This is a genomic window from Streptomyces sp. NPDC107581, assembly GCF_055657175.1.
Genome location: NZ_JBVKBH010000001.1, coordinates 257,119 through 280,885 on the forward strand (window position 1 = coordinate 257,119; position 23,767 = coordinate 280,885).

Here is a 23,767-nt window from a genome sequence, read left to right on the forward strand (position 1 = left end):
ACTCAGGGGGTGGGGAGGTGTCGGGTGGTGAAGTCCAGTTCCAGTCTCAGCTGCTTGATCCGCTCGTCCACGACCAGTGACCCGTGGCCCGCGTCGTACCGGTACACCTCGTGCACCGCGCCCCGGGCCTCCAGCCGCTTGACGTAGTTGTCGATCTGGCGGATCGGGCAGCGCGGGTCGTTGACGCCCGCGGAGATGTAGACGGGGGCCTTGACCTGGTCGACATAGGTCAGCGGGGACGACGCCTGGAAGCGCTCGGGGACCTCCTCCGGCGTACCGCCCAGCAGCGTGCGGTCCATGGCCTTCAGCGACTCCATCTCGTCGTGGTACGCGGTGACGTAGTCCGCGACCGGCACGACCGCGACGCCCACCGTCCACGCCTCGGGCTGGGTGCCGATGCCCAGGAGGGTGAGGTAGCCGCCCCAGGAGCCGCCGGTGAGGACCAGCCGGGCGGGATCGGCGAGGCCCGAGGAGACCGCCCAGTCACGGACCGCGGCGACGTCCTCCAGCTCGATGAGGCCGACCCGGTGCTTCAGGGCGTCCGTCCAGGCACGGCCGTACCCCGTGGAGCCGCGGTAGTTGATGCGGATCACCGCGTACCCGTGGTCCACCCAGGCGGCCGGGCCCGCGGCGAAGGAATCGCTGTCGTGCCAGGTCGGGCCGCCGTGCAGGTCGAAGACCGTGGGGAGCGGGCCGAACGCACCGGCGGGCTTCTGGATCAGGGCGTGGATACGGCCGCCGGGGCCGTCCACCCATGCGTCCTCCACCGGCACCGACGGCGGGCACTTCAGACCCGGCGGGTCCAGGACCACGCCCCCGGACGTCGAGCGGACCGCCGGCGGCTCGGCGGCCGACGACCACAGGTACTCCACACTGCCGTCGGGGCGGGCCGTCGCCCCGGAGACCGTGCCGGGCGGGGTGGGGATACGGGCCAGCTCGCCGGCCCCCAGGTCGTAGCGGAACAGCTCGCTGCGGCCCTCGAAGCCGTGGACGACCAGCAGGGCACTGCCGTCCGGATACCACTCGGCGCTGACGTCGCCGGGCAGGTCGAGGCGCAGGTCCGTCTCCTCGCCCGTCGCCACGTCCCACACCAGGGGCTCCCAGCGGCCACGGCGCTGGTGGCCGATGAGCAGCCGGGTGTCGCCGTCCACGGGCGCGAAGCCGAGGACCTCCAGGCCGAGTTCCTCGGTGCCGCCCTTGGTGTCGTCCAGGTCCGCGACCGTCGTACCGTCCGGGCGCAGTACGCGCAGGGCCCCGTGCATGGCGTCGCCGTGCTCGGTGTGCTCGATCGCGATCAGCGAGCCGTCGCGCGAGAGGTCACCGACGCCCGCCGACTCGCGGTGCCGGTAGATCACGACCGGGTCCTCGTCCCCGCGGGCGAGATGGATCGTGGTGCCCTCCTCGTCCGTCGAGCGGCCGACCACCGCCGTACGGCCGTCGCGGGCCAGGCTCAGACCGGCCGGGTAGGAGGGCTCCAGGCCCGGGACGGCCGTCTCGTCGGGGCCGCCCGCGAAGGGCTGGCGGCGCCAGACGCCGAACTCGTCGCCGTCCTTGTCGTCGAACCACCAGATCCACGCGCCGTCCGGGGAGAGTATGCCGTCCGTCGTGCCGTTCGGCCGGTCGGTCGCCTGCCGCTGCCGGCCCGTCGCCCGGTCCCAGGCGTACAGCTCGTACGTCCCCGTCGCGTTCGACACGAACAGGGAACGGTCCGGTGCGTCCTCCGCCCAGTCGGGCAGCGAGACCCGCGGCGCCCTGAAGCGCTTCTCCCAGTCCGGCATCTCCGGCATCCGTGACGCCCTGCTCTCATTCTCGGCCCCAGTCATGCGCCCATACTGCCTGGCCCCACGGACAATGCACCGGTGGGTCCCCCCAGCCTGTGGACAACTTTCGGATCACGCCCACCAAGCCCGCACACATGTCCGCACCGTGCACCCCGGGCACCCCCGTGCACCCCGAGCCCGCCGAGCACCCCGAGCCTGCCGAGCACCCCGTGCACCCGCTTCACGCACTGGCCGCCATGCGCTCGCTTCACGCACTCGCCGCCATGCACTGGCCGTCATGCACTCGCCGCCATGCACTGGCCGTCATGCACTCGCCTCATGCACTCGCTTCATCCAGCCGCCTCCCGTACTCGCTCAAGGCCGTGCGGCGCGACTCGCGGACCCGGGAACCGGACCCCGCAAAAGGTCCGGTTCCGGGCCGCCGTACCGTTGAGGGCGTGTACCGGTTTCTGCTGACACCCCGCTGGTGGGGCATCAACGTCTTCGTGCTGCTCGCCATCCCGTTCTGCATCTTCATGGGGTCGTGGCAGCTGAGCCGGTTCGAGGGGCGGGTGCAGGACCACCGTGCCGCGACCGAGCAGGCCGCCTCCGACAAGCACGAGGCGGCCCGGCCCCTCGCCGGGATGCTGCCCGTCGACCAGAGCACCTCGGGACGACGGGTCACCGCGAGCGGCCGGTACGGCAAGCAGCTCCTGGTGCCCGGCCGGGAGCTGGACGGCAAGCACGGCTTCTACGTACTGACGCTGCTGCGCACCGACTCCGGCAAGGCCCTGCCCGTGGTGCGGGGCTGGCTGCCGGGCACGGCGGACGCGGCGAAGGCGCCCGCACCGCCGGCCGGCGAGGTCACCGTCACCGGTGCGCTGCAGGCCTCCGAGACCCCGGGGGACGACGGGGTCAGCGCCCAGGGCGGGCTGCCCGCCGGGCAGACGGGGGCGATCAGCTCCGCCTCACTGGTGAACCTGGTGCCGTATCAGCTGTACGACGCCTGGGTCACCCTCGACAAGGCGGACGCGGGGATGAAGGCCGTGCCCGCGACCGCGCCGAACGGCACCGGTCTCGACCTGAAGGCGTTCCAGAACCTCGGCTACACCGGGGAGTGGTTCGTCTTCGCGGGCTTCGTGGTCTTCATGTGGTTCCGGCTGCTGCGCCGTGAGGTGGAGTTCCAGCGGGACGCGGCGCTCGGGCTGATGCCGGAGCAGGAGAACACCTCCACTCCGACCGCCGTCTGACACCGCCCGAGATCCGGCACCACCCGCGAGATCCGACACCGCCCGAGATCCGGCACCACCCGCGAGATCCGGCACCGTCCGAGGTCCAACGCCGCCCGCGAGGTCCGGCACCGCCCCATCTCCACGCCCCGGCCGCGCGGTCCGACACCGCCCGGAATCCAGCGCTGCCAAATGTCCGCGCCCCGGCCGAATTCCGGCACCGCCGAGGTTCACGCCCCGGCCGCCGGCCGCGCCGCAAGGCCGGTTGTCCCAGGGGCCACGCCCCCGCCGCAATGCCGGTTGGCCCAGGGCTACGCCCCCGCCAGCACCCCGGTGTAGTAGACCGTCCCCGCGCACGCGTTCGACACCGTGGCCGACACCGTGGGCGAGTCCGTCTGGGCGGTGTGGGTGACCAGGACGCTGCCGTCGGCCGTCCCGCCGTCCTCGGGGAGGAGCTGGGTCGTGGTGCCCGACGTCGTGGTGTTGGTGTCCGTGCTCCCGGTGGCGCCGGCGTCCTGGGTGGGCGTCGGGTCCGGGGAGGGGTCGCCGCCGCCGTCCGAGCCGCCGGTGGTGCTGGTGCCGCCGCCGGTGGCGGGGCAGGTCTCGGAGGGGACGAAGGCGAACTTCTCCTCGTAGGCCGCACCGGGCGGCAGGAGCAGCGCCGAGACCTCCAGGGAGGGGTCCGGCAGACCGGCCGCCGCGTCCCCGGCCACATGCCGGGTCACGAGGACCTTGGCGGGATCCGCGGCGCCCTGGGCCGAGACACCGACCGTGCCCGCGCCGCCGACGGTACAGCCGGCGGAGGACGTGTTGGTGACGCGGAAGGTCCCGTAGACGACACCGGCGGAGTCGGGGGCGTCGACGCTCTGGGTGGCGGAGCCCAGCTGGGCCGCCGTGCACACCGGGGCGCCGGTGGCCAGGGTGGCGGAGGGGTTGGCACCGCCGGACGTGCTGCTTCCGGTGCCGCTGCCCTTGTCCGGCGAACCGCCCTTGCTGCTGTTCCTGCCGTGCCCCGGGGCCTTGCCGTGGGAGCCGCCGACGCTGCTGGAGCCGCCGTCCGGGCCCTTGCCCTGGCTGGTCCCGCCCTGTGCCTGGGTCGACTGCCCGGCCATGGCGGTGTTGGGGTCGGAGCCCCCGGAGGTGGAGACGTGGATCAGGGCGGGGATCGCGGTGCCGATGAAGAGGGCGGCGGCCGCCATGCCGACGACGGCCTGGCGCTTGCGGGCCCGCCGTGCGGGCACGGCCCGGCGCAGATGGTCCAGGGTGCCGGTGCGCGGTTCGATGTCGTCGACCGCGGAGTGCAGCATCCGGCGCAGGGCCGACTGGTCCGCGTCGAGCCCGTCCGGACCGTCCAGACCGTCTCGGCCGTCCAGACCGTCTGGGCCGTCGAGGCCCGGGCCGAGCCCCTCGGGGCCCTTGTCGTCGGGGCCGTGGTTCACAGTTCCGTTCCCAGCGTGCGATTGCGTGTGCTCTTGCTCGTGCTGCTTCGTCGGCTCGTGCCAGAGGTCGGGCTCATGGCGCTCGTGGGAGTGGCGTTCACGGGGATCGCCTCCTTCGGCGTGCTCGCTCATGACGGTGCCTCCATGGCCACCCGCAGCGCGGCGATGCCCCTGGAGCCGTAGGCCTTCACCGAACCCAGCGAGATCCCGAGCGTCTCGGCGACCTGCGCCTCGGTCATGTCCGCGAAGTAGCGCAGCACCAGGACCTCGCGCTGGCGGCGCTGCAGCCCCTTCATCGCCTTGATGAGGTCGCGCCGCTCCAGCTGGTCGTAGGCGCCCTCCTCCGCGCTCGCCATGTCGGGCATCGGCTTGGAGAGCAGCTTCAGGCCGAGGATGCGCCGGCGCAGGGCGGAACGGGAGAGGTTGACGACCGTCTGCCGCAGGTAGGCCAGGGTCTTCTCGGGGTCGCGGACGCGCTTGCGGGCCGAGTGGACGCGGATGAAGGCTTCCTGGACGACGTCCTCGCAGGAGGCGGTGTCGTCGAGGAGGAGCGCGGCGAGCCCGAGCAGCGAGCGGTAGTGCGCCCGGTAGGTCTCGGTGAGATGGTCGACGGTGGTGCCGACGACCTCGGTCTCCGCACCGTCCGCGGTGACCGCGGTGCCGTCGGAGCCGTCGCGCTGGCTGGGTATGCGGGCGGGCCGCGCTGCGGGCATGGGCGCGATCACCGGCATGCCGCCGGGAATGCGCGGCCGACGTGCCGCGCTGGGCGGTCGGAGCGCCGCGGTGCCGCGGACCGCACTGAGTTCGAGTACCTCTGCCACGCCAGTTGGACACGTCTCCCCCCACCAGGGTTGTACGTGCCGGGCGTCACATGTGCGACAACCGACGGTGAAGCAAGTGCCGTCATGCGCCCCGCTCTTCCCTTGTATCCCATTTGAACGGGCGTCCCCACGCCCCGATCACGGCGTCCCCACGCCAGGATCCTCACGTCTCACGCCCCGCAAGGGTGACCGCAAAGACGCTCCCCGCCCTCCGCACGGTTGCGGAGGGCGGGGAGGAAAATCCTCTGTCGCCGAGGAGCCCCGTTCAAGTGGTTTGGACCATGCTCCCCGCCACATTTCTTACATGGATCCTACAAACGTCTTACACACGGGCGTCGGCCTCCCCCACGAGGTCCGCTGCCACCAGCTCGGCAATCTGCGCGGTGTTGAGTGCGGCGCCCTTGCGCAGGTTGTCGCCGCACACGAAGAGTTCGAGCGCGGTCGGGTCGTCCAGCGCCCGCCGCAGCCGGCCGACCCAGGTCGGGTCGGTGCCCACCACGTCGGCGGGCGTCGGGAACTCACCGGCGGCGGGGTCGTCGCAGAGCACCACCCCGGGCGCGGTGGCGAGGATCTCGCGGGCGCCGTCGACGCTCACCTCGCCCTGGAAGCGGGCGTGGACGGTCAGCGAGTGGGTGGTGATCACCGGCACCCGTACACAGGTCACGGCGACCGGCAGGGCCGGCAGTCCGAGGATCTTGCGGGACTCGTCCCGCACCTTCATCTCCTCCGACGACCAGCCGTCCTCCCGGAGCGACCCGGCCCAGGGGACGACGTTCAGCGCGACCGGCTCCGGGAAGGGCCCGGTGTCGTCCCCGACGGCCCGCCTGACGTCGCCGGGCTTGGTGCCCAGCTCGGTCCCGGCGACCAGGGACAGCTGGGCCCTGAGCGTCTCCACGCCCGCGCGGCCCGCCCCGCTCACCGCCTGGTACGAGGAGACCACCAGCTCGCGCAGCCCGAACTCGGCGTGCAGCGCGCCCAGGGCGACGATCATCGACAGGGTGGTGCAGTTGGGGTTGGCGACGATCCCGCGCGGCCGCAGGCGCGCCGCGTGCGGATTGACCTCGGGCACCACGAGCGGCACGTCCGGGTCCATCCGGAAGGCGCCGGAGTTGTCGACGACGACCGCACCGCGCGCGGCGGCGATCGGCGCCCACTGGGCGGACACCTCGTCGGGCACGTCGAACATGGCGATGTCGACCCCGTCGAAGGCGTCCTCGGCCAGGGCCACGACCTCGACCTCCTCACCGCGCACGGCCAGCTTGCGGCCGGCCGAGCGCGGCGAGGCGATCAGACGGATCTCGCCCCAGATGTCCGCACGCTGGGACAGGATCTGGAGCATGACCGCGCCGACGGCTCCGGTCGCCCCCACGACCGCGAGCGTCGGCTTTCCGGTCGGCGCCATCAGCGGCCCGTGCCTCCGTAGACGACGGCCTCGTCGGTGTCGGAGTCCAGCCCGAAGGCGGTGTGCACGGCGCGCACGGCCTCCGTCACGTCGTCGGCACGGGTGACGACCGAGATACGGATCTCGGAGGTCGAGATCAGCTCGATGTTCACGCCCGCGTCGCTCAGCGCCTCGAAGAAGGAGGCGGTGACGCCCGGGTTGGTCTTCATGCCGGCGCCGACGAGGGAGATCTTGCCGATCTGGTCGTCGTAGCGCAGCGAGTCGAAGCCGATGCCGGGGCGGTTCTTCTCCAGCGCGTCGATGGCCTTGCGGCCCTCGGTCTTCGGCAGCGTGAAGGAGATGTCCGTCAGGCCCGTGGAGGCCGCGGACACGTTCTGCACGACCATGTCGATGTTGATCTCGGCGTCGGCGATGGTCCGGAAGATCGCGGCGGCCTCACCCGGCTTGTCCGGCACACCGACGACCGTGATCTTGGCCTCGGAGGTGTCGTGCGCGACACCGGAGATGATGGCCTGCTCCACCTGCTTGTCCCCAATCGGCTCACTGCTGACCCACGTGCCCTGCAGTCCGCTGAAGCTGGACCGGACGTGGATCGGGATGTTGTAGCGGCGGGCGTACTCCACACAGCGGTGGAGCAGGACCTTGGATCCGGAGGCCGCGAGCTCCAGCATGTCCTCGAAGGAGATCCAGTCGATCTTCTGCGCCTTCTTCACCACGCGCGGGTCGGCGGTGAACACGCCGTCGACGTCGGTGTAGATCTCGCAGACCTCGGCGTCGAGCGCGGCGGCCAGCGCCACGGCCGTGGTGTCGGACCCGCCGCGCCCCAGCGTGGTGATGTCCTTCTTGTCCTGGCTGACGCCCTGGAAGCCGGCGACGATCGCGATGTTGCCCCGGTCCAGCGACTCGCGGATCCGGCCCGGCGTGACGTCGATGATCCGGGCTTTGTTGTGGACCGAGTCGGTGATGACGCCTGCCTGGCTGCCGGTGAACGACTGGGCCTCGTGGCCCAGGTTTTTGATCGCCATGGCCAGCAGGGCCATGGAGATACGCTCTCCGGCGGTCAGCAGCATGTCGAACTCCCGGCCGGCAGGCATCGGTGAAACCTGCCCGGCGAGATCGATCAGCTCGTCCGTCGTGTCGCCCATCGCGGAAACGACGACAACCACCTGGTTGCCGTTCTTCTTCGCTTCCACGATCCGCTTGGCGACGCGCTTGATGCCTTCGGCATCGGCTACGGAGGAGCCTCCGTACTTCTGCACGACAAGGCCCACGTGCGCTCCTCGCTCGGTTCGTTTGTGTCGGCTCAGTCTAACGAGCGTCCGAAATCCACCACCCTGCTCCCGCATGGTGAGACATCGTCCGCTGTCATCCCGTACCTGCCCAGCACTCGGCCCGCCACGCGGAACGTGCCCCGGCTCACAGCGGCGCGGGGCGGCGGCCCGGGGAGCGCGACGGCCCGGGGCCGCTGTCGCGGCGCTTCGTCCACAGGCTGTGGACGGTCCGGGGCCGGTGCGCGGCCCTACTGCGCCGGGTGCATCCCCAGCGGCTCGCCGATCTCCTCCGCCATCACCTGACCCGCCTCGAACTCCAGGGTCTCGTCACCCATGCCCTGGTCGGTGTCGAGACCGTCCAGCTCCTCCAGGGGCTGGTTGAGGCGGACGTGGGCCACCACCGACTGGAGGGCGCGCAGGGCGGCGGAGGCGGTGCCGCCCCAGTTGGAGAAGTAGGAGAACTGCCACCACCACAGGGCCTCCGTGGTGCGGCCCGCGCGGTAGTGGGCCATGCCGTGGCGCAGGTCGGTGATGACGTCGGTGAGGTCGTCGGAGATACGGGCCGGCACGGGGGCCTTGCGGGGCTCGTAGGGGTCGAAGACCTCGGAGTACACGTCGATGGGCTCCAGGAGGCGGGCCAGGTTCTCGCGGAGTGCGTCCACGTCCGCCTCGGGGCCCAGGTCGGGCTCGTAGCGCTCGTCGGGAACGATGTCCTCGTGGGCGCCCAGGCGGCCGCCGGCCAGCAGCAGCTGGGAGACCTCCAGGAGGAGGAAGGGTACGGCCGAGTCGGGCTCGTCGCCCTTCGCCACCTCCGTGACGGCCACCAGGAAGCTCTCGACCTGGTCCGCGATCTGGACCGCGAAGTCGTCCGGGTTCTGCGTCGTGGCGTGCAGCGTGGCGTCAGACATCTAGGAGTCGTCTCCCCTCGAAGGCGCGGCCGAGCGTGACCTCGTCCGCGTATTCCAGGTCGCCACCCACCGGGAGGCCGCTGGCCAGGCGGGTGACCTTCAGGCCCATGGGTTTGATCATGCGGGCGAGGTACGTGGCTGTCGCCTCGCCCTCCAGATTCGGGTCCGTGGCCAGGATCAACTCCGTGACCGTCCCGTCGGCCAACCGCGCAAGAAGTTCTCGTATACGCAGATCGTCGGGGCCGACGCCCTCGATCGGGCTGATCGCGCCGCCGAGCACGTGGTAACGGCCGCGGAACTCGCGGGTACGCTCGACGGCGACGACGTCCTTGGGCTCCTCCACGACGCAGATCACCGACGGATCGCGGCGCGGGTCGCGGCAGATGCCGCACAGCTCCTCCTGCGCGACATTGCCGCAGGTGGCGCAGAAGCGGACCTTCGCCTTGACCTCGAGGAGCGCCTGGGCGAGCCGCTTCACGTCCGTCGGCTCCGCCTGCAGGATGTGGAAGGCGATCCGCTGCGCGCTCTTGGGACCGACGCCGGGAAGCCGCCCCAGCTCGTCGATGAGGTCCTGGACCACGCCTTCGTACAACGGACTGCCCTTTCCTGGAGTCTTTCAGTACGTACGGTAGTTGGCCACGGCCCGTCTTAGAAGGGCAGGCCGGGGATGCCGCTGCCGCCGCCCAGGCCCTGCGCCAACGGGCCCAGCTTCTGCTGCTGGAGGGACTGCGCGTTCTCGTTGGCCGCCTGGACGGCCGCCACGATCAGGTCGGCGAGGGTCTCGGTGTCCTCCGGGTCCACCGCCTTCGGGTCGATCTTCAGGGCGCGCAGCTCGCCCGAGCCGGTGACGGTGGCCCGCACCAGGCCGCCGCCCGCCTGGCCCTCGACCTCGGTGTTCGCCAGTTCCTCCTGCGCCCGCTGCAGGTCCTGCTGCATCTTCTGGGCCTGCTGGAGCAACTGCTGCATGTTGGGCTGGCCACCACCGGGGATCACGATCAGCTCCTGGTTCTTCGTCCGCTCCGCTGCTACTGCCGTTGTGCACGAGCCTACGTGGTCTACGCGGCCATCGCCCCGCCACTCTTTCGAGTGAGAACAGTGGCAGCCCTATACCTGATCAAAGCCCTCTTCCGAGCGGAAAAGCCGGGAAAGCTACGTGCGAGCCACCCATTGGGCGGTAGGAAGGGTGCCGCGCGTCGACATGCAATGTCACGCAATGTGATCGGCCGTGACCAGTGCCGTGTTCAGTGCCGTGTTCGGTGTCGTGTTCAGTAGGGAGTGCCGGGTGGGTCAGCCGGAAATGCAGCCCGAGGGGCCGCCTCAGGACGGGCGGGGCGAGGGCGCGGCCGGGCTGCGGCCGGGCGATCTGGCAGGGCGGACGTTTCCGCTCGGGGACTGGGCGGAGCCGGCCGAGCGGCTCGACGAGCTGTACCGCTGGGTGGAGGAGGGGGCACTGCAGACGGCGGCCTGGTATCTCGCGGACCGGGTGTGGAAGCGGCGGGCGGCGCGGACGCTGCGGGCCGGGGCGGCGGCCGGCGCGGTCTGCGGGTCCACGCTGCCGTTGCTGGATCTGACCGGGGTGGTCGGCGGGGGCGCGCCCTGGGGATACCTGGCGCTGATGCTCGCGTTGGCGTGCGTGGGCGTCGACCGGTTCTTCGGCGTAACCTCCGGATGGATAAGGGACGTCGCCACCGCACAGGCCGTGCAGCGTCGGCTGCAGGCGCTGCAGTTCGACTGGGCCTCGGAGAGTGTGCGCGAGGTGCTGGGACCGGCGGAGGGGACGGCGAGCGAGGCCGCCGAGCGGTGCCTGGGGGTGCTGCGGCGCTTCTCGGAGGACGTACTGGAGCTGGTGCGCACGGAAACGGCCGACTGGATGGTGGAGTTCCGGACGGGTCCGGCGCCGCTCGGCATTCAGGCGGCGGTGGCTTCGGGGGTACGGACGGAGACCGCCGGGCCCGTAGGAAGGTTTCCGCTCCCCCCGGCGAACGGCACCCGCCCGAACATGCCCCGGCAGCGCCCGCCCGAGCCCCGCTAGGCGCCCGCCCGAGCCCCGCCAGGCGTTCAAAGGACCCGCAGCCCGGCGGCGTCCGCCCGGACCGCCGGGCGGCTACGCGCACAACTTCATGCCCTGCGGGGTCCAGCACGGGACGTGGCCGTGGCTGCGGACGATGTCCTGGCCGTTCCCCCGGGACAGGAAGGTCAGGAAGCTGGAGGCCAGGGAGTCCGAGGAAGGCCGGCCGTAGGTGTAGGCGTACTCGATCTCGCGGTACGGGTAGGTGGTGTGCCCCTGTTCGATGGCGTCCACCGAGGGGGCGTCACCGTCGAGCGCCAGAATGCGCAGCCCCCTGGCCCGCTCGGCCAGGTTGAGTTCGCTGTAGCCGATGGCGCCGGGCAGCTCGGCCACCTCGGTCAGCACCTGGTCGGTGGAGTCGAGTTCGCAGCGGGCCAGCCGGGCCGTCGGGTCGTCCTTGTGGACGCAGTCGACGGAGGAGTTCGCCATCTCGCCCCGGCCCAGGACGCGCCGCTGGAAGACCTGCCGGGTACCGGAGTTGGCGTCCCGGCTGACCAGGCGCACGGGCAGCGGACGGCCGCCCAGCTGACGCCAGTCGGTGATCTCTCCCCGGTACAGGCGCCGCACGTCCGCCGCCGAGAGGTTCTTCACGCCGACGTCGTCGTTCACGACCAGCGCGAAGACCGACAACGCGACACGGTTCTCGCGGAGTTCGGGCATGTCGGCCGGCTTGGGTCCGTCGGAGAGGGCCACCAGCGGTGGTGAGTCCGTCCCCTTCGCCCGGGCGCCCGCGGCGGCCAGCTCCCGTATGCCCGCGGTCGATCCGTGCGCGTCCACCGTGATCGACGAGCCCGCGCAGTCCTCCTCGTACTTCTTGGCCACGTCCCGCATCACCGGCTCGAACGCGGTCGATCCCGTGACGGTCAGCGTGCCCTTCGCGCAGCCGATCGGGGGCGGTGTGCCGTCGCGGGCCACGACGATCGCCGCGAGGGTCACGACGGACAGCGTCAGCATGACGGTGATGAGCCGGGACGCGCGGCTGAACAGCGGCGGCTTGTCGTCGGGCGTGGCGCTGCGGTTGGGATGGACCTCGCCCTCCCTGATCCCGCCGACGATCCGGATGTCCCGGCCGACGTCCCCGCCGGACAGCAGCACCAGCAGCTTGAAATGGTCCCCCCTGTTCAGCGGGACACGCGGGATGCGCAGGGTGTTGGCCTCGTAGCCGAAGCCGCGCTCGGCGGTGAAGTGGTCCATCAGATGGTCGGTGTCGGTCGGCTGGGTGACCGAGACACCGCGGACGGTACGGTCCGTGAACACCGCGGTCAGGCCGTGGCGTTCGGGGCTGGTGTAGTCGTCGCGGTCGATGCCCAGCGAGCCGTCGTTCTCGATGCGCAGCAGGACGAGGGTCGCGTCGCTCATGTCCGGCGCCTCGTCGAAGAGGCCGAGCCGGCGGTTGGCCCGGCCCGAACGCACGTCGTCGCCGACGGGGTTGTCCATCTGCACGCGGTAGCCGACGCGCTTGCGGCGCGGCACCCGGCGCTCGTACCAGACCATGCCCGCGGACGCGGCGATGCCCAGCACCGCCGTGCCGACGGCGACGATGTTCTCCGTGCTCAGCCACTCCATGTGGTGCCCCCGCCACTCCCGGAGCCGATGCCGGATGGTGGGGTCACGGTACGCGCGAAGAAAGGGACGAACCGGACACGTGAGCCGAAGTTCGCCGTACGTTCAACTACCCCAGCAGGAACGGGGGTTCATGTCATCGCTTGGTGTACGTCAGGCTCTCCCCGCCGCTCTTCTTCACCCGCTTCAGCCTGCCGTCCGACTCCAGCGTGATCTCGGTGGCCTCACCGGGAGAACAGGACGAGAGCGGTTCACCGGAGGACACCGTGGACGGCCCGATCTCCAACGGACCGCCGCCGCCGGGCTGTTCGGCCAGCTTTGCCTCGAACACGCAGTGGTACGTGCCGCCGCCGTCGGTGGGTCCGTCCGCGACGAGCGTGAGGACGGTGTCGCCGACCCGGCCCTGCTCGATGGTCAGCTCACGGGTGTTGGACCCGTTGGCGTTGTCGATCGTGGTCTCCCAGGTGCCGAGGTAGCCGGCCGGTATCACGCCGTCCGCGGGCGCGGAGGAGGTCCCCGCCGAGGCCGTGGGAGAGGGCGCCCTGGAGGTGTCGTCCGGTGCGGTCGAACTGCTGGTCGGCGCGGGGCTGACCGTCCCGCCGGCCGTGTCCTGACCGCCGTGGTTCATCAGCGCGTACACCGACCCGCCCGCGCCCAGCGCCACGACCAGCGCGATCACGACGAGCAGCGCGGTCGACCGCCCGTTCCTGCGCTCCGGCTGCGGAGCACCGATCGCCGGCGGCCCGTAGGGCGGCGTGGAGCCGAGCCCGCCGCCGTAGGGGTTGTACGGCTGCTGCGGATATCCGTAGGCGGCGGAAGAAGTCTGTGCCTGCTGCGGGTACCCGTAGGCGGCGGAAGGGGCCTGCGCCTGCTGCGCGTGTGGTGGATACTGCCCCTGCTGCGGAGGCTGCCCCTGCTGGGGGTGTTGCTGAGGATGCTGCTGGGGTTGCTGCGGATATCCGTACGGACCCGCCGCCCCGTACGCGCCGGGCGCCCCATGACCGGAGGCGGGAGCCGGACCGGGCGCAGGGGTGGCGGGAGGTGTCGCGGTCGGCGTGACGGGCGGCGGAGCGTGCCCGGACGCCATGGTCGGAAGATGCTCGACGGCAGGCGCGGCCGGCGCAGCGGAACCCTCATCGGCAACGGACCCGTGCTCCGGCGAACCACCCCCACCTCCCTGCTGATGAACCCAGGCAGGCGTAGGCACACCACCCCGATCACCACCGGCACCCGCCCCCACCCCCGCAGGGGACGCACCCGCAGGGGACGCACCCGCAGGGGACGCACCCGCAGGAAACCCACCCGGAGCCGAACCTGCTGACGACGCTGCACCCCCCGACGCCCCACCCCCGCCCGCACCCGCACCCGCACCCGCACCCGCCGACGGCGCGTCCGCCCCACCGGGGCCACCCGCACCCGACGACGAAAGCTGCACGGGTGGTGCGGGTGGGAGCTCAGACCCGGCCGAAGGCCGGGTGGCCGCCCCCGAAGCCGCACCCGCCCCAGAACCGGCACCCACACCAGGCACCGCACCCGCCCCAGAACCGGCACCCCCACCAGGCACCGCACCCACACCCGGCGCCGCCCCAGCCCCCGGCGCCGCCCCGGACTCCGCGCCCCCTTCCGGATCCTCGGCCTCCAGCAACCGCACCGCATGCCGTCCCAGCTGCGCCACCAGCGCCCCGGGCAGCCACGGATCCCGGGACCGCCCCCCGGCCACCGTGTCCTCCGCCCCCGTCCGCTCCAGAATCCGGTCCAGCGAAGGCCGTGCGGCGGGGTCCTTCTTCAGGCACTCCCGCACCAGATCGGCGATCCCCTCCGGCACCCCTTCCAGATCCGGCTCCTCCTGAGCGATGCGGAACATCAGGGCGTGCACCCCGCTGCTCGCGCCCCCGAAGGGCAGCACACCGGTCGAGGCGTAGGCGAGCACCGACCCGAGGCAGAACACATCGCACGCGGGCGTGATCCGGTCCCCCCGCACCTGCTCCGGCGCCATGAACCCGGGCGACCCCACCAGCGACCCGGTGCGGGTCAGTCCCTCCCCGGCCAGCGTCTCCATCGCCCGCGCGATCCCGAAGTCGATCACCCGCGGCCCGTCGATGGTCACCAGCACGTTCGACGGCTTCAGATCCCGGTGCACGATCCCCGCCGCGTGGATGTCCTTCAGCGCGTGCGCGAGCCCCGCCGCGAGGATCCGTACCGACCGCTCGGGCAGCGCCCCGTGATCATGTCCGACGACCTGCTGCAGGGTCGGCCCGGCAACGTACCCGGTGGCCACCCAGGGCACCGCGGCCTCGGTGTCCGCGTCCAGCACGGGCGCCGTCCAGTACCCGCCGACCCGCTGCGCGGCCTGCACCTCCTGCCGGAACCGCGCCCGGAACTCCTCCTGCTCGGCCAGCTCCTCGCGGACCAGCTTCACGGCGACGGTACGGCCGCGGTCCGACCGGGCCAGGTACACATGCCCCATACCGCCCGCACCCAGCCGCGCCAGCAGCCGGTACGCCCCGATCCGGGGCGGATCCCCCGGTCCCAGCTTCTCCATCCCCGCGCCGCCTTCCCCCCCATAGGTCTGCAACGGACCGAGAATAGTGCGGTCGTACGGGGAGTCGCGCGGAGCTGCGTCTACGGTTCCGTAACAGCCCGCGCCGGCCGGCCCCGGCCGGTCCGGGAGCGCCGAGGGCCGCTCCGGGAGCCCACGGCCGCGCCGATCACCGGCGCCGTTCGGCCCCCGCGTCGACAACCTGTCGCGGAATCCCCCCGTCCAAGGAACAAGACGCCGATGTCGCGTCCGCATCCCGGACATTTACGCTCGCCCGCATGACCCCTCAGCCCAACCCCGGAGCCGGCGCCGCAGTGAAGGCCGCGGACCGTGCGCACGTCTTCCACTCCTGGTCAGCCCAGGACCTCATCGACCCGCTCGCCGTCGCCGGCGCCGAGGGGTCGTACTTCTGGGACTACGACGGCAAGCGGTACCTGGACTTCACCAGCGGGCTCGTCTTCACCAACATCGGCTACCAGCACCCCAAGGTCGTCGCCGCGATCCAGGAGCAGGCCGCGACGATGACGACGTTCGCGCCCGCGTTCGCCGTCGAGGCGCGTTCGGAGGCGGCCCGGCTGATCGCCGAGCGGACCCCCGGCGACCTGGACAAGATCTTCTTCACCAACGGCGGCGCGGACGCCGTCGAGCACGCGGTGCGCATGGCCCGTCTGCACACGGGCCGCCCGAAGGTGCTCTCCGCCTACCGCTCGTACCACGGCGGCACCCAGCAGGCGATCAACATCACCGGCGACCCGCGCCGCTGGGCCTCCGACGGCGCCGCCGCCGGAGTCGTGCACTTCTGGGCGCCGTTCCTGTACCGCTCCCGCTTCTACGCCGAGACCGAGGAGCAGGAGACGGCGCGGGCCCTGGAGCACCTGGAGACGACCATCGCCTTCGAGGGCCCGGGCACGGTCGCGGCGATCATCCTGGAGACCGTCCCCGGTACCGCCGGGATCATGCTCCCGCCGCCCGGCTACCTGGCCGGGGTCCGGGAGATCTGCGACAAGTACGGCATCGTCTTCATCCTGGACGAGGTCATGGCCGGGTTCGGACGGACCGGTGAGTGGTTCGCGGCCGGCCTGTTCGACGTCGTCCCGGACCTGCTGACCTTCGCCAAGGGCGTGAACTCGGGTTACGTGCCGCTCGGCGGCGTCGCGATCTCCCAGAAGATCGCCGAGACCTTCGGCAAGCGCCCCTACCCCGGCGGTCTCACCTACTCCGGGCACCCGCTGGCCTGTGCCGCGGCCGTCGCCACGATCAACGTGATGGAGGAGGAGGGCGTCGTCGAGAACGCCAGGCGGCTGGGCGAGAGCGTCGTCGGCCCCGCCCTGGCCGAGCTGGCCGAGCGGCACCCGAGCGTCGGCGAGGTCCGCGGTGTCGGCATGTTCTGGGCGCTGGACCTGGTGAAGAACCGGGAGACCCGGGAGCCGCTGGTGCCCTACAACGCGGCCGGCGAGGCGAACGCCCCCATGGCCGCGTTCACGGCCACCGCCAAGCAGCACGGCCTGTGGCCGTTCGTGAACATGAACCGGACCCACGTGGTGCCGCCGTGCAACGTGACGGAGGCCGAGCTGAAGGAGGGCTTCGCGGCACTGGACGCGGCGCTGAGCGCCGCCGACGCGCACACCGCGTAGCGGAACCGCAGCTGCCGCTCCGGCAGGCCGAACGCGTAAGGTGACGTGCTCGTAAGAGATGGCGAGTATGTGCGAGTACGTCACCCCTACGTGTGAGGAGAGGCCCGGACGATGCCCGGCAACGGCGCCGTGACGCGCAGCACCCTGCGCCAGCAGATCGCGGACGCCCTGCGCGACGAGGTGCTGGCGGGGCGCCTCATGCCGGGCCGGGCGTTCACGGTCAAGGAGATCGCCGACCAGTACGGGGTCTCGGCGACCCCGGTCCGCGAGGCACTGGTCGACCTGTCCGCGCAGGGCATCCTGGAGGCCGACCAGCACCGCGGCTTCCGCGTCCCCGAGTACTCCCTCGCCGACTACCGGGACATGATCGAGGCCCGCAGCCTGGTCACGGACGGCATGTTCCAGGCCCTCGCCGCCGGTCACAAGGCATTCGCCGACACCGAGGACCCGCGCACGGCAGCGGCCCTGGCGGCCGTGCGCAGGCGCGGCGAGGAGGCCCAGCGGGCCTCGGCGGCCGGTGACCTGACCGTGCTCATCGGTTACGACCTGCGCTTCTGGCGCGAACTGAGCGGGCTGTTCGGCAACCCCTATCTCGCCGACTTCCTGCACCGGCTGCGCGTGCAGTCCTGGGTGTGCGCGGTCCAGCACCTGCGCCGCCTGCCCGATGTGCGCGGCCGTCTGTGGTCCGGCCACACCGAACTGGTCGACGCCCTGGCCCACCGCGAGACGGAGCGGGCCCGCGCGATCGTGGCCACCGCCAACGCCCACTCCCTCGCCCTGGTCGAACAGCTTGCGGCGGAATGACCGCCCACCTGGTCAACTCCTCGGCGTCTGGGTATGGGACCTGAACAAGGAAAACCGAGCCTGTGCACAGGGGCAGCTGAGCCCGCACCCCACCGACTACCCTTCCCTGACCACCTGCTGCTGTGCGTGAATCGCGCGCCGATGCGAGGAGCTCTCTTTTGGCCTGTGACCTGTGGCTGGTACCGCTCGTGGACGTGTTGTGCCACACCCCGGACAACCCGTTCGCCGATGAACTCGCGCACTACAACAACGCGCTGGCCACGGCCGGCCTCCCGCCGGTGCCGGTGTACCAGTACATGCCGGGCCTGTCCGGCGAAGTCGCCCCGGTGGCCGGCTTCGACTACGACGCGCTGCACTTCCTGCGCCGCGTCTACCTCCTCCAGGTGTGCGGACTGCCGGTGACCCCGGTGGACGAGCTCGGGGGCGACTACGAGCAGCTGCTGGAGATGTTCGAGTCGACGGCCCAGCAGTCCCACCTGGTCTGGCACTACGACCACGCGGGCGCCTACGTCCCCGTCGACTTCCCGCACCCGCTGTCGAACGACGACCTCCTCGCGGGCGGCGGCCCCCTCGGCTCCTCGCAGACCCTCCTGAGGGAACTGGAGTACGTGGCCCCGTCGATCGGCATCGATCCGGCCAACCCCCCGTCCGCCCCCGAGCCCCCCTCCTCCCCCACGGAGTTGGAGGAGCCGGCCGTCGCGGCGCCCTACGACCCCAGCCCCTTCGCCCGCGAGCGCCACGTGTGGCTCGGCCTGCACGCGGCGGCGACGCGGTCCCTGGCACAGGGGTCGATGATCGTCTTCAGTTGAGGGCGCCGCGCAACAGCAGCGTGTGCACCAGACGGCCGGGGGCGGTGGGCGGACAGCGCCAGGCGAGCGGCCAGGTGAGACCGTCGAGCGCGGGGATCGGGATGAAGCAGACACGGTACGGGCCGCTGGTCAGCCGGGTGACGTCCGCCGGCCAGGAGTGGTGGGCGGTACTCCCGGGCGCCACGAGGAAGTAGACGCAGCGCCGCCCGCTGCCGGACTCCACGACGGGCCCGGGATCGCCGCCGGTCATCTGCGCGAGCCGGTCGGCGACTTCACGCCCGTGGTCCCCGTCCAGCCGCACCGCGTCGAATTGGACCCCTGCCTTGCGGAGCTGGATGCCAGTGGCGGGAATCCATTCCAGGGTGAGGTGACTTTGCGTATTCATGGGACCAGTGTCAGTAGCGGCCGCTACCTTCTTCCATAACTCTCCGTCGACCCTTCGAGACGGTCGGGAGTCGATGTGGAGTGCCGATGACCGTTTGAGTTCGGTTGAGTCCGGGGGTGACCGCAATGGCGCGGGCGGAGAACAAGGTGGAGGCGGGCGGCACGGCACATCTCGTCGCCGCCCTGGCAAAGGCATTGCGTGAGCAACAGAAGCTGACACAGGACGAGTTGGGCAAGCGGATCGGCTACACCGGCTCCGCGGTCAGCGCGATGGAGACTTGTGCGCAGCCGGCCAGCGACAAGATGCTGGTGTCGCTGGAGGAGCACATCGGAGGTGGGCTGGGGATCTTCGAGAAGGCCCGGAAGTTCATCCTGCTCGACAAGTACCCGCCGCAGTTCAAGAACTTCGCGTTGATGGAGGCGGAGGCGGTGACGCTGTCGTCGTATCAGACGTTCGTGGTTGACGGTCTGTTCCAGACACCGGACTACGCCCGCGCACTGATCGGTGGCGGCTTTCCCAAGCTTCCCGAGGCGAAGGTGGAAGAACTGGTCGAAGCCCGCATTGCTCGGAGGACGCTGCTCGACAGGGACCCCTCTGCCATGGTCGAGCTAATCCTCGACGAGTCGGCGCTACGGCGGCCGTTCGGTAGCTGGGAGGTCCTGCGCGAGCAATTGCGCTCGCTTGCGGTGGATGCCGAGAGGGACAATGTCAGCATCCAAGTTATGCCCGTGGAACGGGGCTTGAGGGGCGGCCATGCAGGAGCCCACGGAAGCATGGTGGTGGTCGTGACGAAAGAACATCACCACGTGGTCTACCTGGAGGTCGAGGACCAAAGTCTCCTGCTCAGCGATCCGTCGAAGGTAGCCCAACTCACCCATCGTTATGCAAAGATCCGCACACAGGCTCTGAGCCCGGACGACTCCCTGAGCCTCATCCGAAAGCTGGCGGGAGAAAAGCAAACATGACCACCACCCTGCGATGGTTCAAGTCGAGCTACAGCGACGCCGGGGGCGGGCAGTGCCTGGAAACCGCCTACACCTGGCGCAAGTCCTCGTACAGCAATGACAGCGGCGGGCAGTGCGTCGAAATAGCCCCCTGCCCCCACACCATCCACATCAGAGACTCCAAGAACCCCACCGGCGGCCATCTGTCGGTCTCCCCCGGGGTCTGGGCCGACTTCCTCACCCACGCCGCGAAGTAACCGCGTTCCGCTTCACGTACGACCAGGTGAGCGCCGTGCGCCCAGGCGGGGGCCGGAAGCGGGGCGGCAGTCACTGTGGGCATGCCGTACGGACCGGTCCGGGGCCCGGTGGCCGCGCGTCGTCCCCGCGGCCGGGCACCCTCCGCCGGTCGGCGGAAGGTGCCCCTGCTGCGGAAGAGCGTCCTAGAACACCGGTGTTCCGGCCTGCGTCAGCTTCCAGTTGGTGACCGCGAAGTCGGCCGGGTCGAGGCTCTTCTTCGCGGTGACGTAGTCGATCATCAGCTGGCGGATCTCGTTGGTCGAGCTGTAGGCGATCGGCGCCGCGGCGATGTGCGGGTACCCCGAACCGCCGTTCGCGCGGTAGTTGTTGACCGCCACGACGAAGACCTGGTCGTCGGCGACCGGGGCGCCGTTGTAGGTGAGGTTCTTGATCCGGGAGCCCTCGGCCTGGGCGATGTCGATCTCGTAGGAGACGCCCGCCGCCGTGTCGTACATGTAGTCCCAGAAGCTGTTGGCGTTGGTGAGGGTCGCGGTGTCGACCTTCGTGCCGGCCGGGACCTGGTGGTAGTACTTCGCCCCGTACTCCAGGTAGTCCTTGAGCTGCGCGCCCGTCAGCTTCTTGCCGTACAGGGTGTTGTCGTAGATGTAGAGCCCGGCGATGTCCTTGATGGTGACGTTGCCCTTGGGGATGTCGGCCGTGCGGCTGAAGGGGGCCGCGACCGAGATCAGCGGGAGGGCGGCGTCCGCCGTCGACAGACCCGTCTTCACGGTGTCCATCTGCACCTTGTGGATGAAGTCCATGATCGGCACGTCCTTCCAGCAGGAGTCGGCCGCCGAGAGGTCCTCGGTGCAGGTGCCGACCGCCGTGTTGACGTACTTCACGACCAGCTGGTGGTCGGCCTCCAGGAGCTTCTTGATCTCCGGGTCCTCGTCCACCGTGTTGGGGTTGAGGGTCTGGGCCTTCTTGCTGGTCACCTTCCACTGGCCGTGGTGCAGTTCGAGCTCGAAGTCGAAGACGCTCAGGCGGTAGCCCCAGCAGTACGGCTCGGAGAGCAGGACCTCCTCGCCGGTCTGCTCGTTCTTCACCGTGTACGACGGGACTTCCACGTGGGTGTGGCCGACGAGGATCGCGTCGATGCCGGGCACCTGCTCGGCGACGAGGTTCGAGGCGTTCTCGACGTAGGGGAGTTCGTCGCCGTAGGAGGAGGAGCCGTCCAGGCCCGAGTGGTCGGTGAGGAAGACGACGTCACAGCCGAGGGCGCGCAGCCGGGGGACGTACTTCTTCGCCTGCTCGACCAGTCCCGGGAAGACCATCTTCCCGCTGACGTTGTCCTTGTCCCACAGGGCGATGCCGGGGTTGGTGAGGCCGAGGATGCCGACCTTGATGTCCGGGGCGCCCGGCACGCGGATCCGCTTCACGGCGTACGGCTGGAAGGCGGGGCGCAGGGTCTTCGCGTCGAGGGCGTTCGCGCCGAGGAGGGGGAAGTGGCACTGGCTCTCGAACTTCCGGAGCACCTCGATGCCGTAGTTGAACTCGTGGTTGCCGAGGGCGGCGGCGTCGTAGCGCATGTGGTTCATGGCGACGGCCATCGGGTGCTTGGGGCCGTGCTTGCCGCCGCTGCCGGTGATCGGGTCGATGCGGGCGAAGTAGTAGGCCAGGGAGGTGCCCTGGATGATGTCGCCGGCGTCGACCAGGAGGGTGCGGTGCTCGCCCTTCGCCTCACGCTGCTGCTTGATGAGGGTGGCGACCCGGGCCACGCCCACGGAGTTGCCCGCCTTGTCGGTGTAGGGGGCGTCCAGGTAGTAGTCCCAGTCGAAGACGTGACTGTGCAGGTCGGTGGTGCCCAGGATGGAGAACGACCAGGTGCGCGGTGCCTTTGGGGGCCGGTGACCGGCGTCCGCGGCCTCGGCCGTGCCGGTGCCGGCCGCTCCGGCGGCGGCGACGGCGGCGCCGGTGACGGCCGACTTCTTCACGAACTCCCGGCGGTTCATGGGACTGACGGGCATACGGATCTCCTGGGACACGGGCGAAGGGTTTGATGGACGAGCCGTGCGGGACTACACGCGTAGAGCGTGGCGCCCCCTCACCCCAACCCGGAACCAGAAACAAGCCATGTCCCGGTCAAGGATGAGCCATGTAAAGGGCATGCGAACGGCCGTGCCGTCAGGAGGAATTGTCTCTGGGGGGGGATCCGGCGTCGCGGGGTCGCGGGCCTTGTGCGCTCCGGGGCTACGGCCGCAGGTCGGGTACGCGGCCGATGAGGTGGATCACCGGCGGCCACAGCACCCCGCTCGCCATCAGCAGCGCGGGGCCGAGGTGCACCGGGCACACCCGCAGCGGAGGCCTGCCGTACCGGGCGATCTCGAACACGGCGGGGTCGGAGCAGTCCGTGCCGTCGGCCGGGGCGTCTTCGCCGCCGTAGGGTCCCCGGCACAGCGCGGTCCGGTGGACGCTCATATTCCGATTGTGCACCTCGCACACAACGGAACCGCCCGCCGATCACGCCCGAAGGCGGACCGGCGGGCGGCGGAGCGGACCGTAGACGTCCCGCGGCCTACAGGAACGAGTTGATCTCGATCGTCTCGTCCCGGCCCGGGCCCACGCCGATCGCGGAGATCGGGGCGCCGGACATCTCCTCCAGCGCCTTGACGTAGTTCTGGGCGTTCTTGGGGAGGTCCGAGAAGGACTTGGCCTTCGTGATGTCCTCGGACCAGCCCGGCAGGGTCTCGTAGACCGGCTTCGCGTGGTGGAAGTCGGTCTGGGAGTACGGGAGCTCCTCGACGCGCTTGCCGTCGATCTCGTACGCCACGCAGACCGGGATCTCCTCCCAGCCGGTGAGCACGTCCAGCTTGGTGAGGAAGAAGTCGGTCAGACCGTTCACACGGGTCGCGTAGCGGGCGATGACCGCGTCGAACCAGCCGCAGCGGCGGTCACGGCCGGTGGTGACGCCCCGCTCGCCGCCGATGCGGCGCAGCGCCTCGCCGTCCTCGTCGAACAGCTCGGTCGGGAACGGGCCGGCGCCGACGCGGGTCGTGTACGCCTTGAGGATGCCGATGACCCGGCTGATCTTCGTCGGGCCCACCCCGGCGCCGGTGCAGGCGCCGCCCGCGGTCGGGTTCGAGGAGGTGACGAAGGGGTACGTGCCGTGGTCGATGTCCAGCAGGGTGCCCTGGCCGCCCTCGAACAGGACGACCTTGTTCTCCTCCAGGGCCTGGTTGAGGAGCAGCACCGTGTCGGCGACGTACGGCTTGATCTGCTCGGCGTAGCCCAGCAGCTCCTCGACCACCTGGTCGGCGGCGATGGCGCGCCGGTTGTAGAGCTTGGTGAGGACCTGGTTCTTGACGTCGAGGGCCGCTTCGACCTTCTGCATCAGGATCGACTCGTCGTACAGGTCCTGGACCCGGATGCCGACGCGGTTGATCTTGTCCGCGTAGGTCGGGCCGATGCCGCGGCCGGTGGTACCGATCTTGCGCTTGCCGAGGAAGCGTTCCGTCACCTTGTCGACGGTCACGTTGTACGGCGTGATGATGTGCGCGTTACCACTGATCACGAGCTTGGACGTGTCGACGCCACGCTCGTTCAGACCGCTCAGCTCGGAGAGCAGGACCGACGGGTCGACGACGACACCGTTTCCGATGACCGGCGTACAACCGGGCGAGAGGATTCCGGAAGGGAGGAGGTGGAGTGCATACTTCTGGTCGCCGACGACCACCGTGTGGCCGGCGTTGTTGCCACCCTGGTAACGCACTACATAGTCCACCGAGCCACCGAGCAGGTCGGTCGCCTTCCCCTTGCCTTCGTCACCCCACTGAGCACCGAGCAGCACAAGTGCGGGCACGCGCGTACACCCCTTCCGGGCGGGGCATGTCCAAGGTCAGGGGCGTGGGCGTAACGTTCACCGCCGCATGCCACCGCGACCGTCGTTGGCCGCAC

The 23,767-nt window shown here is 70.7% G+C and carries 21 protein-coding genes; 7 read left to right on the top strand and 14 right to left on the bottom strand.

Annotated elements, in window-relative coordinates; translation table 11 throughout:
- Positions 1–2 precede the first annotated feature (2 nt).
- Positions 3–1,823, bottom strand: a complete 1,821-nt coding sequence (locus tag ACZ7P3_RS01215) for a S9 family peptidase (protein WP_472078270.1) — start codon at positions 1,821–1,823, stop codon at positions 3–5.
- A gap of 395 nt (positions 1,824–2,218) precedes the next feature.
- Between ACZ7P3_RS01215 and ACZ7P3_RS01220 the strand changes: the two genes are divergently transcribed.
- On the top strand, positions 2,219–3,010 hold the full coding sequence (locus tag ACZ7P3_RS01220) for an SURF1 family protein (RefSeq protein ID WP_472078271.1): 792 nt from the start codon (positions 2,219–2,221) through the stop codon (positions 3,008–3,010).
- Positions 3,011–3,300: 290 nt separating this feature from the next.
- Here the strand turns inward: ACZ7P3_RS01220 and ACZ7P3_RS01225 are convergent, their stop codons facing one another.
- The 7 genes from ACZ7P3_RS01225 to ACZ7P3_RS01255 form a co-directional block, all read right to left on the bottom strand.
- On the bottom strand, positions 3,301–4,560 hold the full coding sequence (locus ACZ7P3_RS01225) for a hypothetical protein (protein ID WP_472078272.1): 1,260 nt from the start codon (positions 4,558–4,560) through the stop codon (positions 3,301–3,303).
- On the bottom strand, positions 4,557–5,249 hold the full coding sequence (locus tag ACZ7P3_RS01230) for a SigE family RNA polymerase sigma factor (RefSeq protein WP_472078273.1): 693 nt from the start codon (positions 5,247–5,249) through the stop codon (positions 4,557–4,559). The genes ACZ7P3_RS01225 and ACZ7P3_RS01230 overlap by 4 nt, the downstream gene beginning before the upstream one ends.
- 322 nt (positions 5,250–5,571) lie before the next feature.
- Positions 5,572–6,651 carry an aspartate-semialdehyde dehydrogenase gene (locus ACZ7P3_RS01235; protein WP_472078274.1) on the bottom strand — a complete coding sequence of 360 codons (1,080 nt, stop codon included), beginning with the start codon at positions 6,649–6,651 and terminating at the stop codon, positions 5,572–5,574.
- Positions 6,651–7,922: an aspartate kinase gene (locus ACZ7P3_RS01240; protein WP_472078275.1), complete on the bottom strand. Its 1,272-nt coding sequence runs from the start codon at positions 7,920–7,922 to the stop codon at positions 6,651–6,653. Before ACZ7P3_RS01240 ends, ACZ7P3_RS01235 begins: the two co-directional genes overlap by 1 nt.
- 248 nt (positions 7,923–8,170) lie before the next feature.
- Positions 8,171–8,830, bottom strand: coding sequence for a DUF5063 domain-containing protein (locus tag ACZ7P3_RS01245; RefSeq protein WP_472078276.1), 660 nt, complete (start codon positions 8,828–8,830; stop codon positions 8,171–8,173).
- The gene (recR, locus tag ACZ7P3_RS01250) at positions 8,823–9,422 is read right to left on the bottom strand and encodes a recombination mediator RecR (protein ID WP_472078277.1); all 600 of its coding nucleotides are present in this window, start codon (positions 9,420–9,422) and stop codon (positions 8,823–8,825) included. The genes ACZ7P3_RS01245 and recR overlap by 8 nt, the downstream gene beginning before the upstream one ends.
- A gap of 56 nt (positions 9,423–9,478) precedes the next feature.
- Positions 9,479–9,823, bottom strand: coding sequence for a YbaB/EbfC family nucleoid-associated protein (locus ACZ7P3_RS01255; RefSeq protein WP_472078278.1), 345 nt, complete (start codon positions 9,821–9,823; stop codon positions 9,479–9,481).
- Between the two features lie 289 nt (positions 9,824–10,112).
- Here ACZ7P3_RS01255 and ACZ7P3_RS01260 point away from each other — a divergent pair, with 289 nt between their 5' ends.
- On the top strand, positions 10,113–10,862 hold the full coding sequence (locus ACZ7P3_RS01260) for an SLATT domain-containing protein (protein ID WP_472078279.1): 750 nt from the start codon (positions 10,113–10,115) through the stop codon (positions 10,860–10,862).
- A gap of 72 nt (positions 10,863–10,934) precedes the next feature.
- On the opposite strand, the gene ACZ7P3_RS01265 is transcribed toward ACZ7P3_RS01260, so the two are convergent.
- Together ACZ7P3_RS01265 and ACZ7P3_RS01270 are read right to left on the bottom strand one after the other, a co-directional pair.
- On the bottom strand, positions 10,935–12,464 hold the full coding sequence (locus ACZ7P3_RS01265; RefSeq protein WP_472078280.1) for a substrate-binding domain-containing protein: 1,530 nt from the start codon (positions 12,462–12,464) through the stop codon (positions 10,935–10,937).
- Between the two features lie 133 nt (positions 12,465–12,597).
- Positions 12,598–15,003: a protein kinase domain-containing protein gene (locus ACZ7P3_RS01270; protein WP_472078799.1), complete on the bottom strand. Its 2,406-nt coding sequence runs from the start codon at positions 15,001–15,003 to the stop codon at positions 12,598–12,600.
- 275 nt (positions 15,004–15,278) lie between these two features.
- Here ACZ7P3_RS01270 and ACZ7P3_RS01275 point away from each other — a divergent pair, with 275 nt between their 5' ends.
- The 3 genes from ACZ7P3_RS01275 to ACZ7P3_RS01285 all read left to right on the top strand — a co-directional run bounded on the left by ACZ7P3_RS01275 (position 15,279) and on the right by ACZ7P3_RS01285 (position 18,247).
- Positions 15,279–16,634, top strand: coding sequence for an aminotransferase class III-fold pyridoxal phosphate-dependent enzyme (locus tag ACZ7P3_RS01275; protein ID WP_472078281.1), 1,356 nt, complete (start codon positions 15,279–15,281; stop codon positions 16,632–16,634).
- Positions 16,635–16,745: 111 nt separating this feature from the next.
- Positions 16,746–17,438 (top strand): GntR family transcriptional regulator, encoded by a 693-nt coding sequence (locus ACZ7P3_RS01280; RefSeq protein WP_472078282.1) that lies wholly within the window; start codon positions 16,746–16,748, stop codon positions 17,436–17,438.
- 158 nt (positions 17,439–17,596) lie between these two features.
- Positions 17,597–18,247 carry a hypothetical protein gene (locus ACZ7P3_RS01285; protein ID WP_472078283.1) on the top strand — a complete coding sequence of 217 codons (651 nt, stop codon included), beginning with the start codon at positions 17,597–17,599 and terminating at the stop codon, positions 18,245–18,247.
- On the opposite strand, the gene ACZ7P3_RS01290 is transcribed toward ACZ7P3_RS01285, so the two are convergent.
- Entirely contained in the window at positions 18,240–18,632 is a 393-nt protein-coding gene (locus ACZ7P3_RS01290; RefSeq protein WP_472078284.1) for a hypothetical protein, read from the bottom strand. The two genes, ACZ7P3_RS01285 and ACZ7P3_RS01290, sit on opposite strands and share 8 nt — an antisense overlap.
- A 116-nt stretch (positions 18,633–18,748) precedes the next feature.
- Here ACZ7P3_RS01290 and ACZ7P3_RS01295 point away from each other — a divergent pair, with 116 nt between their 5' ends.
- Positions 18,749–19,597: a helix-turn-helix domain-containing protein gene (locus tag ACZ7P3_RS01295; RefSeq protein WP_472078285.1), complete on the top strand. Its 849-nt coding sequence runs from the start codon at positions 18,749–18,751 to the stop codon at positions 19,595–19,597.
- Positions 19,594–19,833, top strand: a complete 240-nt coding sequence (locus tag ACZ7P3_RS01300; protein WP_472078286.1) for a DUF397 domain-containing protein — start codon at positions 19,594–19,596, stop codon at positions 19,831–19,833. The genes ACZ7P3_RS01295 and ACZ7P3_RS01300 overlap by 4 nt, the downstream gene beginning before the upstream one ends.
- A 183-nt stretch (positions 19,834–20,016) precedes the next feature.
- On the opposite strand, the gene ACZ7P3_RS01305 is transcribed toward ACZ7P3_RS01300, so the two are convergent.
- The 3 genes from ACZ7P3_RS01305 to ACZ7P3_RS01315 all read right to left on the bottom strand — a co-directional run bounded on the left by ACZ7P3_RS01305 (position 20,017) and on the right by ACZ7P3_RS01315 (position 23,672).
- Complete coding sequence (locus ACZ7P3_RS01305; RefSeq protein WP_472078287.1) at positions 20,017–21,840, bottom strand: bifunctional metallophosphatase/5'-nucleotidase; 1,824 nt, start codon at positions 21,838–21,840, stop codon at positions 20,017–20,019.
- Positions 21,841–22,063: 223 nt separating this feature from the next.
- On the bottom strand, positions 22,064–22,291 hold the full coding sequence (locus ACZ7P3_RS01310; RefSeq protein ID WP_472078288.1) for a hypothetical protein: 228 nt from the start codon (positions 22,289–22,291) through the stop codon (positions 22,064–22,066).
- Positions 22,292–22,388: 97 nt separating this feature from the next.
- Positions 22,389–23,672: an adenylosuccinate synthase gene (locus tag ACZ7P3_RS01315; RefSeq protein ID WP_472078289.1), complete on the bottom strand. Its 1,284-nt coding sequence runs from the start codon at positions 23,670–23,672 to the stop codon at positions 22,389–22,391.
- Between the last annotated feature and the right edge of the window lie 95 nt (positions 23,673–23,767).

What these genes read in the sequence shown, in the direction of transcription:
- ACZ7P3_RS01290 (WP_472078284.1), bottom strand. Translation starts at nt 18,632, where the DNA reads ATGAATACGCAAAGTCACCTCACCCTGGAATGGATTCCCGCCACTGGC.
- ACZ7P3_RS01270 (WP_472078799.1), bottom strand. Translation starts at nt 15,003, where the DNA reads ATGGAGAAGCTGGGACCGGGGGATCCGCCCCGGATCGGGGCGTACCGG.
- ACZ7P3_RS01305 (WP_472078287.1), bottom strand. Translation starts at nt 21,840, where the DNA reads ATGCCCGTCAGTCCCATGAACCGCCGGGAGTTCGTGAAGAAGTCGGCC.
- ACZ7P3_RS01225 (WP_472078272.1), bottom strand. Translation starts at nt 4,560, where the DNA reads ATGAGCGAGCACGCCGAAGGAGGCGATCCCCGTGAACGCCACTCCCAC.
- ACZ7P3_RS01265 (WP_472078280.1), bottom strand. Translation starts at nt 12,464, where the DNA reads ATGGAGTGGCTGAGCACGGAGAACATCGTCGCCGTCGGCACGGCGGTG.
- ACZ7P3_RS01245 (WP_472078276.1), bottom strand. Translation starts at nt 8,830, where the DNA reads ATGTCTGACGCCACGCTGCACGCCACGACGCAGAACCCGGACGACTTC.
- ACZ7P3_RS01280 (WP_472078282.1), top strand. Translation starts at nt 16,746, where the DNA reads ATGCCCGGCAACGGCGCCGTGACGCGCAGCACCCTGCGCCAGCAGATC.
- ACZ7P3_RS01215 (WP_472078270.1), bottom strand. Translation starts at nt 1,823, where the DNA reads ATGACTGGGGCCGAGAATGAGAGCAGGGCGTCACGGATGCCGGAGATG.
- ACZ7P3_RS01300 (WP_472078286.1), top strand. Translation starts at nt 19,594, where the DNA reads ATGACCACCACCCTGCGATGGTTCAAGTCGAGCTACAGCGACGCCGGG.
- ACZ7P3_RS01310 (WP_472078288.1), bottom strand. Translation starts at nt 22,291, where the DNA reads ATGAGCGTCCACCGGACCGCGCTGTGCCGGGGACCCTACGGCGGCGAA.
- ACZ7P3_RS01235 (WP_472078274.1), bottom strand. Translation starts at nt 6,651, where the DNA reads ATGGCGCCGACCGGAAAGCCGACGCTCGCGGTCGTGGGGGCGACCGGA.
- ACZ7P3_RS01275 (WP_472078281.1), top strand. Translation starts at nt 15,279, where the DNA reads ATGACCCCTCAGCCCAACCCCGGAGCCGGCGCCGCAGTGAAGGCCGCG.